Below are 16,229 nucleotides of genomic sequence, written 5' to 3'. Positions count from 1 at the left end.
CAGGCTACTTGTTGTATTGCTAGCCAGTAAAATTTTAAAAATTTCAATATTAGGACATTCAATATATCCACTGGGTCATTCAGGAGGAACCTATTTAGCTACGAAGCAGAACTGCTTCATCTAGTAAAAGCCTACTCTAATAAATCAAGGCCACTACAGGTAAAAAGTTTCACTTCGGAGGGGACAGAGTAGGATTAATTTCACAAAGAAATTCAGGTCAATGGCATTTGGTACCTGGTAAATGGTAAATGTCCAAAAGCTCCCCGCCTTAGATAAGGAGGGGTTGAGGGTGGTTGATTTTAGTAGAGAACAGTTAATTATTTAAGTTTCCTCAACCCTTCTCAACAACACCATCAAAACTTATCAGCAAACGGAAAATCAGTAACTAAAAGCACAAAGACACCAGTTTGGCTATTGAGGGCCTTCTGGATTCTTCGAAGCTTAGGTTCTGGTTCTGCGAAGCAGAATTCCGCAGACGGAGTCGAGGAAAGGAAGCTTAAAAGGCCCGAAAGAGCCGAACGAGGCCCGCCGGCCACGAGGCAAAACTTGAAGCCAGCAGGTTAGATAGCGCCTCAGTCTGGAGACTTGAACAAACTCCAAAGAACAACCCTTACTAAAAGCTTAACCCTATAAAGTATCTCTCGTTAGTATTCTTCTAACTCCAAAACCATCGGCCAAAATCTATGAAAAAAGTGTTGGTTTTACTGGCAATCGTAATAAGTATTGGGCTGATTAGTGCGTATGTTATTTTTAATCCTGTAATAGAAGTTGGTATGAAGAGCACGCCGGAAATAAAAGTAGTAAATAGCCGACTTTACGCTGATGTACAGTATCTGACAAACATTAAACCGGCCCGGCAGGCTTTTAATCCTGCGGGCATCGAGCAAGCCGCTACATACATTTATCAGGAATTTAAAAAAATAAGCGAACGGGTAAGTTACCAGGAATTTCAGGTAAACGGGCAAACGTATAAAAACGTGATTTGTACCCTGGGTCCCGGTACCGGCGAACGCATTATTCTGGGCGCCCACTACGACGTGTGCGGCAACCAACCCGGCGCTGACGATAATGCCAGCGGGGTGGCCGGTTTGCTGGAGTTAGCCCGGCTTTTACACGCCGAAGAAAAAACTTTAAAATACCGCATCGATCTGGTTTCATATTGCCTGGAAGAGCCGCCATTTTTTAAAACCGAATCCATGGGCAGCGCGGTACACGCTAAATCTTTAAAAAAAGAAGGCGTAACGGTAAAAGCCATGGTGTGCCTCGAAATGATTGGCTATTTCTCTGAAGAAAAAGGCTCGCAACGCTACCCGGTACCCGGCATGGATGCCATTTACCCCGATAAAGCTAATTTTATATCGGTAGTCGGAGATTTAAACCAGAATGAGTTAGTAGCGCACGTAAAAAAGTACATGCTGGCTGGTAGCGCCATTGACGTGCAATCCCTGAACGCGCCCGCATCTATTCCGGGTGTAGATTTTTCAGATCACCTGAACTATTGGGCCAATGGGTACCCGGCCGTAATGATTACCAACACCTCTTTTTACCGCAACCCTAATTACCACCAGGTTACAGATACCCTGGATACCTTAGATTTCGCCAAGATGGCCGAAGTAGTAAAAGGGGTGTACTGGGCGGTAATGCATCTGTAAGCTAGTTATTACTTTATTTTTTAAAATTTTTACATTTCACCACTCAACCTAACGCTATTTCTGGTACGGTAGAATCCAGGCGGCGTGTTGAAAGGGTTGCCAGGGTACTGCGGCTAAATCGGTTTTCGGGTCAATGTACGGTTGGTACGGCCGGCCGTTGAGGCTGGCTTGGGCGTGGGCAAAAACCTGCACTTGTTTATAGCCTTGCTGCTGGTAGTGTTTTTTTAAAAATTGCGCAAATTGCCAGATTAAATCGGGCCGCACGGCAATAACGCTGGCTTGTTTGCTGGTAAGAAATTGGTTGGGGGAAACGGTTTGGCTTTGGTTAGTGCTGGGGTCGCGCACTTCAAAAGTAATAGTACCAGTTTTCGCGCGGAGCATCATTTGCCAGGACATGCGGTGACCTTCTTCGGTCCAGTGCACGTCGCCGGGAATAAACCAATGCCGCAACGGTAAAACTAGCTGAATAAAGAAGTAAACCGCTAGTACATAAAGTGCCAATGGCGTGCGGGAAACTTCCATCTCCGGTTGGCTTAATTCTCGGTTGGCGGATAGTGGAGGCTTTTTTCTGAAAAATAGCCGGCGAATGGTTTCGGGGTTAAAAAAGAATACCGACAAAGCAATAGCGATGTACGGAAAAACACCCACCTGAAAAACCGCGGAATTAAACAAATGAAAGAAAAGGGAAGCAATAAAGGCCCACTTCCGGGTTTTGCGCCACAGTAAAAAAGGGGTAATCAACAAATCAAACAAAATACCGCCGTAAGCAATAAATACCTGCAAGGTGTGGTTTTGCAGCCAAGGGCCGATGATGGGATAAGGCGCTTTTACACTGAACCACAGTTTAATAGGCATAGCCTGAACCCAATCGGGGTACATTTTGGCAATGGAGGCAAACGTATACACAATGCCAATTTGCGCGGCAAAAATAGCCATGCACCACCGCGGACAGGTTAAGGATTTTATTTCCGGTTTCCGACGAACATCCCAGGAAGCATAAGCGTTAGCCGGCACCAGCAACATTAAAAAACAAAGCAGAATAATTAAGTAGTAATGGTTGTTGTAACTGGCTTTTTGCATGAGGTAAGTAGCCCACCACAGTATGGTATAAGCCGTCAGGCTCACCCGGTAATAAGCGCCCACCATAATCAATAATCCTAATACCGACATGACACCGTAGTAATAATACATGCCGTTGCCGGGTAAAGGCTGGAGCCACTCAAAGCCAATAAAAGGCAGATGCACGGTGGGGTCGATGAGGTTCCGTTTTACCCAGCCGGTAGCAATAGCTCCGCCAGCCTCCAAAGCCAGCAACAAACCAAAAAACAGCCGGAAAATAATTAAAGGACTGTTATCTACGGGTTGGCAGAGCCAGCTTGTTAACCGGGAAGTAACGGGTGGCGCCGTAACGGGATGTGCCATACGAAGTAGTTGTTCGTTATTAATTGTTCGTTGTTCGGTGATAAAGTAAAGACAATCACTAGATCATCATAAAGTATATTTTAAGTTGATTTCGTCGAAGTACTTATCTCAAAAATTTAAAAATACTTGCCTTGTAAGATTCCGGATAAAATTAAGTTGAAATACTTATGTACGGTGTTGCGGTAATCAGATACTTTTATGCCGTCAATTAATTTTTTAAAAATTTTGACGTGCAACACCCATGTCGGCTTACTTAAACCGGACGAAATACCTGCATTCTGTAAAATAGAAATAAAATGTTATCTTCCGCCTGCGGCTTTCCTGTTTTCGGTGAAGTAGTACGGAGCCTTGTTTCTGCGAAGAGCTGCCGCCGAAATCCCATAAAATTTTAAAATTTACATCACGCTAGTTATCCTATATGCCTATTAGTACGTTGCTTTTTTCGTCGAAGCGCAAGGTATTGTTTTTATTTGCTTCTGTTTTTTCTTACCACACGGCCCAGGCCCAGCTGGATACCAATCCACCGGATGTGTCGTGGCGGCAAATTAACACCGAAAAGTTTCAGGTAATTTTTCCGGAAGGTTTTGAAAACCAGGCCCAGCATGTAGCCAACACCCTACAGTACTTGCACGCGCCTTTATCGCGTAGCCTGCAGAAAGAACCCCGCCGCTTGCCGCTGATCTTACAAAATCGCAACGCAATTTCCAACGGTTTTGTAACCCTGGCGCCCCGCCGGTCGGAGTTTTACACCATGCCCCCGCAGGATTACACTTTATTGGGTACTAACCGTTGGCTCGATTTACTGGCGGTACACGAGTTCCGGCACGTGGTGCAATACGACAAAGCCCGGCAAAGCTTATCTAAATTAATGTATTATTTGGGCGGCGAATACGGCTTATCCGTTGCCAATAATATTTCTATCCCTAACTGGTTTTGGGAAGGCGATGCCGTGAGTACCGAAACCGCATTTACCCGCAGTGGCCGCGGTCGCACTCCGGATTTTGATTTACTGTACCGCACCAATTTACTCAGCAGCCGCAATTACTCCTACAACAAGCAGCATTTAGGTTCTTTTAAAGACCCGGTACCCAACCACTACGTGTTGGGCTATCATTTGGTAACCTATGGCCGCCGGCATTACGGGGCCGATTTCTGGAGCGGCGTAATAGACCAGGCCGCGAGCCGATTTTTTGTGCCTTTTGTGTTTTCGTCGTCGTTGCGCTACGAAAGCGGTTATAGTTTGCCCGCTAATTACCGCCGCCTGCAACACGAACTCGATTCACTCTGGACGGGGCAAGTGAACCAAATTGAACTTACCGAGGCTACCACGATTACCAAACGCAGCGATTCTGTTTACACCAACTACGAGTTTCCGCAGGAACTGCCGGATGGCAGCATTGTGGCGCTTAAATCCGGCTTAGGCGATTACCCGCAGTTCGTACAAGTTAAACTGGATGGTACCGAAGAAAAATTGTTTACCCCAGGCCCGTTGAACGGCAACGCCATGTTATCGGTGGCGCAAAATAAAATTGTGTGGTCGGAGTACGAGTTTGACCCGCGGTGGCAAGTAAGAACTTACTCGGTTTTAAAAACCTACGACCTAGCTACCGGTAAAAAACAGGTTTTACAACGGAAAACCCGTTTAGCAGCCCCGGCCTTTTCGCCGGATGCCAGTAAAATTGCAGCCATAGAAGCTACGTTAAAAAACGAATACGCTCTGGTTATTTTGGATGCTATTACCGGGAAAGAACTAAAACGGATTCCAGCGCCCCAAAACGACTTCCTTTCGATGCCGCGCTGGTCGCCCGATGGTAAAAACATTGTTTTACTCCGGACTGCCAATGGCCAGCGTACCATTCAATTGCTCGATCCCGAAAGCAATACTTTTACCGAAGTGCTGCCACCTACTACCGAAAACATCGGGCACCCCGTAATGGTGGGCAATTACGTGTACTTTAATGCCCCTTATACCGGCATCGAAAATGTATTTGCCCTGGATATAACTACCCGGCAGCAATACCAGGTAACTTCCCGGCCATTTGCCGGCACCAATGCCACCATCAGCCACGATGGGCAACAAATTATATTCAACGATTTCACCAAAAACGGGTATATTGTCGCCCGCATGCCGCATAACCCGGCTACCTGGGTACCGCTGGCGCAGGTGCCAGATACCCGCGTAAAATACTACCAGCCCGTAGTGGAACAGGAAGGCAATCCGGATATTTTAACCCAGGTACCTAACCAGGTGTACCCCGTGCAGCCTTATTCAAAATTTAAAAATATTGTAAAGCCCCATAGTTGGGCACCTGGCCGCGACCCGGTTAACAACATTTATACCGCTACCCTTTACTCCCAGGATTTGCTCAGTACTACCGTAGCTACGGCAACCTATTCCTACAACGCCAACGAGAAAACCAGTCGGGGACAGGTGGGCCTCAGCTATCAGGGCTTTTACCCGATTATAAATGTTGCCGGCGCTATCGGTCAGCGGGCCGAAGTAAAAGACGATTCCTTAGAGTATGGCTGGCGCGAAAAAAGTATCACGGCCGGTTTCCAGATCCCCTTAAATTTAACGCACTCCCGTTACCAGGAAAGTTTAGTTTTTGGCGCCGATGCCAATGTTACAGATGTTTCGGATTACGAACGGCCGCGGACTGCTTTAACCGAGCAATCAAATGGTACGCTGCGTAACTTACATTATAATGTAGCTTATATCCGCAGCCATAGCCGAAGCAAGCGCGATTTAGCCGGCCGGTTTGAACAACGTTTAGCGATAAATTATTACCATACCCCCATGGGCGGAGATTATAAAAGTGGTTTGTTTGCGGCTACGGCGCAATTTGCTTTTCCGGGTTTGTTTAAGCACCATTCTTTCCAGATTGGCGGTAATTACCAGCACCAGGATGTCGAGAATTACCGCTTTGCCAGCACCATTATTTTCCCAAGGGGCTATAGCTACCGCTCGCACCAAAATTTTGCGGGTGGTTTTGTGCAATACCGCTTACCGCTCTGGTACCCCGATTTAGCTTTAGGGCCTTTCCTGTATTTTCAGCGGTTGCGGGGTAACGTATTTTTTGATTACGGCCAGGGCAGGAGCAAGGCGGTGATTTACCAGCCCAACAGAAATTACCAATCCATCGGCGCAGAGCTAAGCACCGATTTTAACGTCATGCGCTTCAACGGGATTTTATGGAATTTCGGGGTTCGCTTCTCGTATTTGCCCCAGGAAAAGGATTTACAGGTGGAAGTGCTGGTAGTGGATGTTGGTTTTTAAATTCTGTTGAGCTTGCTTAAATAGCGACTGGTACTGGATAGAAAATTTTTAAATTTTTGCAAATTTAGCTGTGAAGACACAGCCAATGGGCGAGGCAAGTGAACATGACCAATGAGTAGTATTATCAATAAGCAGTGCCTTCGCGTTACTCTATCCAGTAAGTACCTTCATTTGTACCTGAGTGCCGTCGTTCAATGCCGTCGTTTGTGTCTTCACAAACGACCTTAAGTTCTTGCAAAAGCCTTGATTCAAATGCATTAAATGATCCAGGTAGAAGAAAAAACAAAAGGCCAGCGGATACAGCTGGCCCTTTGTTTTTATCAATCAATAGAATGATCTATTTACTTAACTTTAAATTTAAAAATATTGCTTTGGTAAAGCTTTTTACAATATATCATTGAAATATATCTACTGAATCTTTGCTACGCCTTCGTAATCTTTCAGGAACAAAGCCATGCGGTCGAGGGTGGCGTTTAATTCTTCTACCGTAGGTAAATACACAATCCGGAAATGATCGGGATGCGGCCAGTTAAAGCCCGTACCGTGCACAATTAAAATATGCTGATCTTCGAGTAAATCCAGGGCAAACTGCATATCGTCCTTGATGTTAAACTTTTGCACATCCAGCTTCGGGAAGAGGTAAAAAGCGCCTTTGGGTTTTACGCAGGTAATTCCCGGGATAGAAATTAACTTTTCGTAGCAGGCATCGCGTTGTTTGCGCAAGCGGCCATTTGGCATAACTAACTCGTTGATGCTTTGATAACCGCCCAAGGCAGTTTGAATGGCAAATTGCGAGGGCACATTGCTGCACAAGCGCATACTCGATAAAGCGGTTAATCCTTCGATATACGATTTAGCCCGGTGCTTGGCCCCGCTCACAATCATCCAGCCAGCCCGGAAACCAGCCGCCCGGTAGTTTTTCGATAAACCGCTAAAAGTTAGAAATAAGATATCGCTCGAAAAAGCCGCCGGCGAATAATGCACAGCATCGTCGTACAAAATGCGGTCGTAAATTTCGTCGGAGAAAATAATCAAGTTGTGGCGTTCGGCAATAGCTACGAGGCGGCGCAACACATCTTCGGAGTAAACCGCCCCCGTGGGGTTATTCGGGTTAATTACCACTAAACCTTTAGTCCGGGACGTAATTTTACTTTCCAAATCTTCCAGGTCCGGGTACCAATCCGAAGCTTCGTCGCAGAGGTAATGCACGGCTTTACCGCCGGCTAGATTTACCGCAGCGGTCCAGAGCGGGTAATCGGGTGCTGGTATTAAAATTTCATCGTCGTTGTTGAGCAACGCCTGCATGCTGAGCAGAATCAGTTCGCTTACTCCGTTACCAATGTAGATATCATCAATTTTTACGTCGGCAATGCCTTTGCGCTGGCAATCGTGCATTACGGCTTTGCGGGCCGCAAATAAACCTTTTGATTCGGTATAGCCCTGGGCACGGCGCAAATTAATAATTACGTCGTGAATAATTTCGTCGGGCGCATCGAAGCCAAACGGCGCGGGATTACCAATATTTAAACGGGTTATTTTATAGCCTTGCAGCTCCAGCTCCATGGCTTTCTCGAACACGGGGCCGCGGATTTCATAAAACACATTATGCAGCCGGTTACTCTTCTGTATCATACCTAATTAAAATTTGGGCTTAAAGTTAAAAGAAAAATCAGCCGGGAGCAGAAATTAATAAATCTTAAATCTTATTTCTTCGGGAGTTTTTAGGCGAGATAAGTAACGGTATAATCAAATAGTCGCATTCTATTGCAGTTGCCGGCTACTATTTTAAAAATGAGCTTATGTTTTCAGGGTAAGCAGATTTGTAGCTAGCAGCTAAATAGGGGCAAAAGAAGTAAATGTTTCATTTTTCGACTATTAAACAGTAGTTAAATATAAACCTTGTTATATTAACCCACTTGGTTACAAACCGGCAAGAACTAACTGTAAATAGAGCGGGGAATAAGCAAAATTTAAAAAATGATTGTAACACTAACCGCAAAATACAGGTAGATCTGCTTGAAGAATTATTATTTCTGCCGGAATACACGCGCCTATTAAACCTGAATGCATGCTATTTTTTAAAAATTACGCTTTCAACTGCCGCCTGTTACGCTTCTGGATAACTGGATTTTTACTGTTGGCCGGTTTGTACCTGAGTTCGTGCCGCGAAAAAGAACCGCCCGCCCGCAAAGTAGTATTTAAAGCCCGCGAAGTAGAAATAGACATAGAAGATACTTTAAAATACCCTAATGCGCTTATTACCTCGCTGCACCGCAAAAACCGGTGGGTAGATTCGGTGTTTCGGCGTTTAACGCCCGAAGAGCGCATTGCCCAGCTCATGATTGTAGAAGCTTTTTCGAACCAGGGACCGGAGCACGAAGAAGATGTGCTGCACTTAATTAAAAAGTACAAAGTAGGCGGTTTAATCTTTTTTCAGGGCGGACCGGTGCGGCAAGCCAAACTCACCAATAAGTTTCAGGCGGCCAGTAAAGTGCCTTTACTCATTAGCATGGACGCCGAATCGGGTATTGGCATGCGCATGGATAGTGCCATTCAGTACCCATTACCCATGTTGCTGGGCGCCATTAACAACGATAGTTTAATTTACCGCATGGGCGCCGAAATTGCTATGGAGTTTAAACGTTTGGGCATGCACCTGAACTTTGCCCCGGTGGTAGATATTAACAATAACCCGGCTAACCCCATAATTGGCTACCGGGCTTTCGGCGAAAATAAAAACGATGTGGCTTCTAAAAGCTTGGCATACATGCTGGGCATGCAGAGCGAAGGCATTATTGCTACAGCCAAACACTTTCCGGGCCACGGCGATACCAACGTAGATTCGCACCACGATTTGCCCGTAATTCCGTATGGCCGCGACCGGCTGGATTCTTTAGAGTTATACCCGTTCCGGGAGTTAATACAAGCGGGAGTAGGTGGTATTATGGTGGCCCACATGCACTTGCCTAAACTCGATTCTACGTCTAACTTACCCTCTACGCTCTCGCGGCCCATTGTTACCGATTTATTAAAAAAAGAACTGGAATTTGGCGGCCTGGTAGTTACCGATGCTATGGTAATGAAAGGCGTAACCAAATATTTTAAAGCGGGTGAGGCCGAAGTAAGAGCTTTAGAAGCCGGCAACGATGTTTTGGAACGTTTAGTAAGCGTGCCTAAAGCAATTGAAGCTATTAAGTTAGCGATCCGGCAGAAACGCCTGAGCCAGGTAGATATTGATAAACGTTGCAAAAAAGTATTATCGGCCAAATACTGGGTAGGCCTAAATAAATACCAACCCATTGTGCTGGATAGCTTATACGCCGATTTAACGGCTTCGCGCGCTTACGAAACCAACTGGCGTTTGGCCGAAGGCTCTTTAACCATGCTGCACAACCAGAGCCACATTATTCCGCTGCAACGCAAAAAGCGGGTAAAATACGCCGTAGTAGCGGTAGGAGCATCCAAACCCACATTTTTTCAAAAAAGATTAAGCGAATACGTGCCCGTGGAAAACTTTGTGCTGCCCCGGCGCAGCGATAAAAAAGCGCGTTTAGCTTTGCGCCGGAAACTGAAGAAATACAAGCAAGTGGTTATTGGTTTATACGGACCCAGCATCCGGCCGAGTAATACCCTGCTGCTTGCTAAAGAAGAATTGGATTTAGTAAACGAACTCCTGGATCAGAAAAACAGCCTGGTAGTTTTGTTTGATAATGCCTACACGCTTACGCAACTAAAAGATATCAGGAAAGCCGATGGTTTGATTGTGGGTTACCAGCAGCTCTTACCAGTGCAGGAAGCCGCGGCTAAACTGGTAGCTGGCCGTATAAGCGCCAATGGTAAACTACCCGTAACCGTAAACGAGTATTTTAAATACGGTGATGGTTTGTGAAGCCAGTAGGGAATTTTCGTAAAAGGTATTAAAAAATTAATCCGGCCAAAACCAAGCGAATTGGCTCTGACCGGATTAAAGTTATATAAAAGCCAAAAAGATTTTAGTTGTTTTGTATAGCGTCGTTGGCTTCGTTGGCTTCTTCTTTAATTTTGTCCTTGGCTTTCTGAGCGCCGGCTTTTAGTTTGGCTTTTGCTTCTTCGGTTTCTTGTTTAATCTCAGCACCGGCTTCTTTTGCTTCTTGCTTTATTTCCTGGCCGGCTGCATTTAATTTAGCGCCTGCTTCCCGACCCTCTTCTTTAATATCCGCGCTGGCTTCGTTCGCGGCCGCTTCGGTTTTATCACCGGCCGCTTCGGCTTGGTCTTCAATGTTATCAGCGGTTTCTTTGGTGTCTCCTTCTATCGAGGAATTATTGGCATCTTCTACATCTGTAGCGGTTCCGCTGTTTTCAGTGGTTTTGGTTTCGCAGGCCACAAACGAGAAGGCCACAAAGGCAGCAATGAAGGATAATTTACTTAGCTTTTTCATAGTTTTTGTGCTTGGTGTAAGTTATTAATTGAATTGTATACGCAATTAAACCAGCAGGTTGCCAGATAATCGATTTGTGAATTTAAAATTCAACAGAACAGACGTTACAATCAGAAGATTTTAAAAAATTTTAAATCTATTTGAAGTTTGCGAGTTCCATAAAGAAGCTGCAGCAGAAAAGTTTAACCCTGTTGGTTGATTAGCGTTTTAAGCGGATACCCAGATTTACGTTTAATTATGAAGGAATTGGCTACCCGGCACATTTTTTTAATTCGCCACCAACGACCCAATGTATCGAAAAGCGGATTTTTTAATCAGCAGCAAGCCAGTCAGTTTTTAAAAAATTACGACATCTGTACTATTGAGCAACTCGTAAACAAGCCCGCCGGGCTACCCTACGAACACGTAACCCAGGTATTTTGCAGTACTTTGCCACGGGCCAAGCAAACGGCACAGGCCATTTTTGGGAATGAAGTAAGCTTAATAGCAGATCCGGTATTTAACGAATTTCCGCGCCAGATCTTTCCGGTACCCTTTTTAAAGTTTCCGATTAAATTCTGGCTTTACGGCGCGCGCGTTCTTTGGCTGCTCGGTCTGAATAACCAGGATTTAGAACCATTTCACCAAGCCCGGCAACGAGCCCGTAAAGCAGCGCAAAAGTTAGCACAACAAGCCGATAAAGACGGGAAAGTAGTACTGGTAGCACACGGTTTTTTAAATTTTTTTGTGCGACGGGCTTTACGAAAAATGGGTTGGCAGGTAGTGCGCCAGGACGGTAGCGGCTTTTTGGGAGTTACCGAATTGGTGAAAAAGTAATAAGTTCTAAGTTTAGGTACGGGTTAATAGCACTTCTCTTTTAAGTAGTTACTTGTTGTAAATAAGATACTTAAAAATTTTTAAACATTAATTATTATTGTAGCTTGTATGCTTTAAAAGTATTCGCTTTAACAAGTCATTAATAAACCCAAAAAAGCCTAAATTTTAAAAATTAAAGTCATGCAGAAGCTATTATCTTTATCTATTTTGCTATTACTATTTCTAACGGCTTGTAAAGAAAATACAGAATCGGACCTAACATCAGATAAGCTTATTTTGGGTAAATGGGATTATTTTTTAAAAGTAGAATATTACGATGCTGCTAATAACAAAGTATTTGAGGAACGGTATAACGATTCTACCTTATATAACTTTACGCGTAACCGGCTTACTATTTCTTACCCTAATTCTGAAAATACTAGTGCCACTTACTCTACATTCAGTACTGATGATAAAAAGTACATACTGGTTGAAAGCTCCATCGCTTCCCAATCCGAAATTATCTATTTAACCAGAACCAATATGGAATGGCGAATGGCTAGACAGCCGGACAGTTATTTGGAAAATGGTACCCGGAAGAATGCAGCTAAAGCAGTTTACATTGAGGTATTTACCAAAAAATAACACAGATTAGAATAAAATTAAACCTTTCTGATTTAAAACTTAAGCGCAGCACTTCTTGGACCGAATAACAATAAGCAGTCTCCCTACTGGCGAGCCAAAAATAGCAGATTCGGGTTACGGAAATTAGGAGATTCACTTTTGTCTATTAAGCATAAGTGCGGCTTCGCTGAACACTAGTGCTAGAACGTATTCTCTCTCCTGATACCTAATACTTACTACCTGATACGGATCTGCCGCTTATTAACTCCGCAAAACTTTGCCTTTTAAATCCCAATGGCTCGCGGCAATCTGGTCGGAGTTGGGCGCGCGTTTAATGGTACGGACGTAGCGTTCGCCGGTAATGGCTCCGTCCGGGCGGCGTTTGCCAATAAATAATGTTACGGGTTCGCCCAATTCGTTGGTAATAAAAGTAAGATCTAAACCTTGGTACGTATCATCCAGTCGGCTATCCGGAGCAAAACGTTTATTAAGCTTTTCAGCTAATTTTTTATTTAAAGGCATAACCTAGTTTTTTAAAATTTCCGGACTTGTTGCTAATACCTGTACCACTCAGGCCTGGGTGTACTCTTGAAAAATAAGTAAGGCTTCGGCATCAGATGCTTCAACTACTTCATCAATAACCTGCTGAATTTCGGCCTCAGACCAGTTAGCTTTTTCGGCCGCTTTTACAAATACCCCTAAGGCCTCGAACTTGCCCGCTTCTACGGGTAAAATAGCATTTACTTTCTTACGAATACGCATAATAGAGCAGCATAAAAAGGTTTACCAATACCTTACAACAGGATACTAAGTTACGAAGTCTTGCCAGAACGGTTCAGCAGAATAAGGTTAATTTACCCGGAAGTTGGTTTAGAATTTTTGCTGGTACAAACACATTTAACACGGGAACCCAATTACTAAAGGCTGATAATTAAAAAAATATAAAAAATAAAATTAGTCATTTCCCAAGGTTGCTCTTTTTAAGTAGTTCAGCAGCAAACACGTATAATCCAATTTCAGTATTACTGGCTTAAAACAAGGATTGTAGTGGCAAAGCTTTCCCACACAACCGGAACTTACTCTACCCAGTGACGGTTGAAAACCTGATTCTAAAACTTAGAAGGTTAAGAATTAGTTAATTATATATTTTCTAAATATATTTCAGCATATTCTAAACATTTTTATATCCTGGCTTTTATTCTATTATCGTCTTTTAGTTTTTTAAATTTTTCGGTTCGCATATGCGGTAAAACAGCTAAATTTGGTTCTTTAGCTGCGGGCAGATTCTATTCAGGTAGTTAGTCTGCACGCTAAAAAGAATAATGGGCCGTTTTATATTTCGAGCTAAAAAGAAACTGTTTAATCAAATATAATAAAAGGCAGATTTAATTTTTTGCTACCCACAAAGTGGTTGCAAAAATTTTTAAGTACCAAGTAACAAATGGCCAAATTTACCGACAAGTTTTTCCTGCAATCGATTCGCCGGAAAGTTATTGCCGCCTTCTTGATTGGCGCCATTGCCATTGGTTTATCGTGGGTAGTAACCCGGGTAGGCTTCGAAGAAATGCTTTTTACGGTGAATAAATTGTCGACGCCGAATGAAAAACTAAAAGTAGTAAACAACCTCTTCCGTTCTATTACCCAACTCGATCAGTTGCAGCGGGTGCAAGCCATTAAAAATCCGAATAAACCTTACGCAGCGTTTAAAAAAGAATCGGATTACCTGTTAAAAACCCTGGATACCCTACGGGAATTAAGCACCAGTAACCCTTTGCAGGTGCGGCGCTTAGATTCCATGGAAACCATTTTGCGCTCCCGCGATAAGCTTTTCATGAGTTATCTGAAACTGCGGAAAGATTTGGTGCACAACGAAGCCCTTTCGCGGCGTATACAAGGCGTATCGAAGTACATTGCCAAAAATAACAAACCTAAGGTAGATACCAGCATTGTTATTACCAACCAACGGTACGTTACCACTACCACCCTGCCCAACGCCGATACGCTGCAGATTGTAATTAAGAAAAAGCCTAAAAAATCTTTTCTCAGTCGCTTATTCGGGGGCCGTAAAGAAGAACCGGTATTACCGGCTTTAAAACAAGTAGAAGAAGAATTAAAAATTCAGGTAGATACCTTAGCAGTAGCCAAACAGGATAGCTCTATCTGGAAAATTCAGAAGATGATGCGCCGCATGGAGCGCGAGCAGCACGACCGCACCACTAAACTCCTGAATCGGGAACTGGCTTTAATTCATACCAATAACCAGCTGCATACCCAGTTACTCGCGATTCTGCACGTAATAGAGGCCGAAGAAATTAACCTGGATAAACAAAACAGCCACCAGGCTACCGAAGTAGTGCGCGCCAGCATTAGCCGCATGAACGGCATTATGGTTGTTTTCTTTGCGGTAGCGGCTTTTTTGGCTTACCTTATTTTAATTGATATTGCCCGCAGCCACCAGTACCGGAAACAATTAATTGCGGCCAAAGAAGAAGCCGAGCACTTGGGTCAGGTAAAACAACGCTTTTTGGCCAACATGAGCCACGAAATCCGGACGCCTTTACAAGCCATTATTGGCTTTGCTGAGCAGGTGCACCAACAACCGCAACCCAAACGCGAAGCGCTGGAAGCGATTTATCGCTCCGCCGAACATTTATTGCAAATTGTGAACGAAGTCCTCGATTACAGCCGCATTACTTCGGGTAAATTTACCTTTGAGCAGCAAGTGTTTAACATGCACCAGCTTATTGCTGATGTAATCCAAACCATGCGGGTGCCGGCCGAGCAAAAATCCTTGGCTTTAATTTTAAAAAGTACTTTACCCGCTTCGTTGTACGTTTCCGGCGATGCGTTCCGGTTGCGGCAAGTGTTGTATAACTTGCTGGGCAACGCCATTAAATTTACGCATACTGGCAGTGTTGTATTACAGGTAGAACATACGCCTGGGGAAGATATGGTAGATATTTCTTTCTCGGTGATAGATACCGGCATAGGCATACCGGCTCCTGAGCTAGAACGCATTTTTTACTTGTTTGAGCAAGCCGATGCTTCGGTGGTACGTACCCATGGCGGCACCGGTTTGGGCTTAAGCATTGCTAAAACCTTAGTAGAAAGCCAGAACGGTACTATTGATGTGGGCAGCGAGCCGGGCGTAGGATCTTGTTTTGTGATTAAGTTACCTTTTGCGCTGGCCACGGCTCCCGAGCCGGAAGTTCCCGGATTACCCGTGCACCAGCCGCTTAAATATATCTCGCCCAATAGCCCCAATGGCAAAGTGTTAGTGGTAGACGATGATGCTTTTATTATACAGTTGTGCAGCACCATCTTAAATAAATACGGTATTTTAAATACCTGCACTTCCAATGCGGCCGCCATCCTGAACCAGCCCTGGGACTCCAACATTAAACTGGTGCTGATGGATATCCGGATGCCCGAAATTAACGGGCTGGAGCTTTGCCGCCGCCTCCGGAAAAAAGTAGGCAAGAACGTTAAAATAGTAGCACTTACGGCCCAGGCTTTGCCCGAAGAACGGGAAGCGATTCTGGCGGAAGGTTTTGATGGTATTTTAATGAAACCGTTCCGGGAGCAGGAATTGCTGGCCTGGATTAATGCCCAGCAAATTACCGGCACCGGCATTCTGCCGGAATCAACTCCAGATGTTCTGGTTACTCCGGCTGCCGTGGAGCTGGATTTATCTTTGTTAACCCGAATGACCGGCAACGACGACGAGCAGTTACGCGCTATTTTAAACCAGTTTATCTGGGATACTGAACAAGATATAGACGAACTGGAAATTAGCCTGGAAGAAGAAGCGCCCGAAACAGTAGCCGCAATAGTTCACCGCTTAGCCGGACGCACCGGCCAGGTGGGAGCCAAAGAGTTAGCCGAACGTTTGCGCCAGATAGAAGTAGCGTTAAATAACCAACAACCTTTGGCGCAGGTAACACCGGAACTAGAACCGCTGCAGCAGGAAGTAAAAGAATTGACTAAGAAAATTATTCAAAAAGTAAAAAGTTTAAAAACCGTACCGGCCAAGTAAATTTT

At 44.5% G+C, this 16,229-nt stretch carries 11 protein-coding genes; 6 read left to right on the top strand and 5 right to left on the bottom strand.

The window, feature by feature from the left end:
• The first annotated feature begins 683 nt into the window (after positions 1-683).
• The gene (locus HUW51_RS07875; protein ID WP_228466965.1) at positions 684-1,652 is read left to right on the top strand and encodes a M28 family peptidase; all 969 of its coding nucleotides are present in this window, start codon (positions 684-686) and stop codon (positions 1,650-1,652) included.
• Positions 1,653-1,706: 54 nt separating this feature from the next.
• Here HUW51_RS07875 and HUW51_RS07870 read toward each other — a convergent pair whose 3' ends face one another.
• Positions 1,707-3,074, bottom strand: coding sequence for an HTTM domain-containing protein (locus tag HUW51_RS07870; RefSeq protein WP_185273426.1), 1,368 nt, complete (start codon positions 3,072-3,074; stop codon positions 1,707-1,709).
• A gap of 418 nt (positions 3,075-3,492) precedes the next feature.
• Here HUW51_RS07870 and HUW51_RS07865 point away from each other — a divergent pair, with 418 nt between their 5' ends.
• The gene (locus HUW51_RS07865) at positions 3,493-6,351 is read left to right on the top strand and encodes a TolB-like translocation protein (RefSeq protein ID WP_185273425.1); all 2,859 of its coding nucleotides are present in this window, start codon (positions 3,493-3,495) and stop codon (positions 6,349-6,351) included.
• Between the two features lie 408 nt (positions 6,352-6,759).
• On the opposite strand, the gene HUW51_RS07860 is transcribed toward HUW51_RS07865, so the two are convergent.
• A complete protein-coding gene (locus HUW51_RS07860) occupies positions 6,760-7,983 on the bottom strand; it encodes a pyridoxal phosphate-dependent aminotransferase (RefSeq protein ID WP_185273424.1) in 1,224 nt (407 codons plus the stop codon).
• A gap of 436 nt (positions 7,984-8,419) precedes the next feature.
• Between HUW51_RS07860 and HUW51_RS07855 the strand changes: the two genes are divergently transcribed.
• A complete protein-coding gene (locus HUW51_RS07855) occupies positions 8,420-10,240 on the top strand; it encodes a glycoside hydrolase family 3 protein (RefSeq protein ID WP_185273423.1) in 1,821 nt (606 codons plus the stop codon).
• Positions 10,241-10,343: 103 nt separating this feature from the next.
• On the opposite strand, the gene HUW51_RS07850 is transcribed toward HUW51_RS07855, so the two are convergent.
• Positions 10,344-10,769 (bottom strand): hypothetical protein, encoded by a 426-nt coding sequence (locus HUW51_RS07850; protein WP_185273422.1) that lies wholly within the window; start codon positions 10,767-10,769, stop codon positions 10,344-10,346.
• Positions 10,770-11,006: 237 nt separating this feature from the next.
• On the opposite strand from HUW51_RS07850, the gene HUW51_RS07845 reads away from it, so the two are divergent.
• Both HUW51_RS07845 and HUW51_RS07840 read left to right on the top strand, forming a co-directional pair.
• Positions 11,007-11,585 carry a histidine phosphatase family protein gene (locus tag HUW51_RS07845; protein ID WP_185273421.1) on the top strand — a complete coding sequence of 193 codons (579 nt, stop codon included), beginning with the start codon at positions 11,007-11,009 and terminating at the stop codon, positions 11,583-11,585.
• Between the two features lie 180 nt (positions 11,586-11,765).
• The gene (locus HUW51_RS07840) at positions 11,766-12,209 is read left to right on the top strand and encodes a hypothetical protein (RefSeq protein WP_185273420.1); all 444 of its coding nucleotides are present in this window, start codon (positions 11,766-11,768) and stop codon (positions 12,207-12,209) included.
• A 240-nt stretch (positions 12,210-12,449) separates the two neighbouring features.
• Here HUW51_RS07840 and HUW51_RS07835 read toward each other — a convergent pair whose 3' ends face one another.
• On the bottom strand, positions 12,450-12,710 hold the full coding sequence (locus HUW51_RS07835; RefSeq protein WP_185273419.1) for a hypothetical protein: 261 nt from the start codon (positions 12,708-12,710) through the stop codon (positions 12,450-12,452).
• Positions 12,711-12,758: 48 nt separating this feature from the next.
• Entirely contained in the window at positions 12,759-12,950 is a 192-nt protein-coding gene (locus HUW51_RS07830; protein WP_185273418.1) for a hypothetical protein, read from the bottom strand.
• Positions 12,951-13,629: 679 nt separating this feature from the next.
• Here HUW51_RS07830 and HUW51_RS07825 point away from each other — a divergent pair.
• Positions 13,630-16,224: a hybrid sensor histidine kinase/response regulator gene (locus HUW51_RS07825; RefSeq protein WP_185273417.1), complete on the top strand. Its 2,595-nt coding sequence runs from the start codon at positions 13,630-13,632 to the stop codon at positions 16,222-16,224.
• Positions 16,225-16,229: the final 5 nt, after the last annotated feature.

The organism is Adhaeribacter swui, assembly GCF_014217805.1.
GTDB classification, from domain to species: Bacteria; Bacteroidota; Bacteroidia; order Cytophagales; family Hymenobacteraceae; genus Adhaeribacter; species Adhaeribacter swui.
Note: the sequence above shows the minus strand (reverse complement) of the source record. Positions and strands in the feature narration are given on the sequence as shown.

What these genes read in the sequence shown, in the direction of transcription:
- HUW51_RS07860 (WP_185273424.1), bottom strand. Translation starts at nt 7,983, where the DNA reads ATGATACAGAAGAGTAACCGGCTGCATAATGTGTTTTATGAAATCCGC.
- HUW51_RS07845 (WP_185273421.1), top strand. Translation starts at nt 11,007, where the DNA reads ATGAAGGAATTGGCTACCCGGCACATTTTTTTAATTCGCCACCAACGA.
- HUW51_RS07840 (WP_185273420.1), top strand. Translation starts at nt 11,766, where the DNA reads ATGCAGAAGCTATTATCTTTATCTATTTTGCTATTACTATTTCTAACG.
- HUW51_RS07825 (WP_185273417.1), top strand. Translation starts at nt 13,630, where the DNA reads ATGGCCAAATTTACCGACAAGTTTTTCCTGCAATCGATTCGCCGGAAA.
- HUW51_RS07875 (WP_228466965.1), top strand. Translation starts at nt 684, where the DNA reads ATGAAAAAAGTGTTGGTTTTACTGGCAATCGTAATAAGTATTGGGCTG.
- HUW51_RS07855 (WP_185273423.1), top strand. Translation starts at nt 8,420, where the DNA reads ATGCTATTTTTTAAAAATTACGCTTTCAACTGCCGCCTGTTACGCTTC.
- HUW51_RS07835 (WP_185273419.1), bottom strand. Translation starts at nt 12,710, where the DNA reads ATGCCTTTAAATAAAAAATTAGCTGAAAAGCTTAATAAACGTTTTGCT.
- HUW51_RS07850 (WP_185273422.1), bottom strand. Translation starts at nt 10,769, where the DNA reads ATGAAAAAGCTAAGTAAATTATCCTTCATTGCTGCCTTTGTGGCCTTC.
- HUW51_RS07870 (WP_185273426.1), bottom strand. Translation starts at nt 3,074, where the DNA reads ATGGCACATCCCGTTACGGCGCCACCCGTTACTTCCCGGTTAACAAGC.
- HUW51_RS07865 (WP_185273425.1), top strand. Translation starts at nt 3,493, where the DNA reads ATGCCTATTAGTACGTTGCTTTTTTCGTCGAAGCGCAAGGTATTGTTT.
- HUW51_RS07830 (WP_185273418.1), bottom strand. Translation starts at nt 12,950, where the DNA reads ATGCGTATTCGTAAGAAAGTAAATGCTATTTTACCCGTAGAAGCGGGC.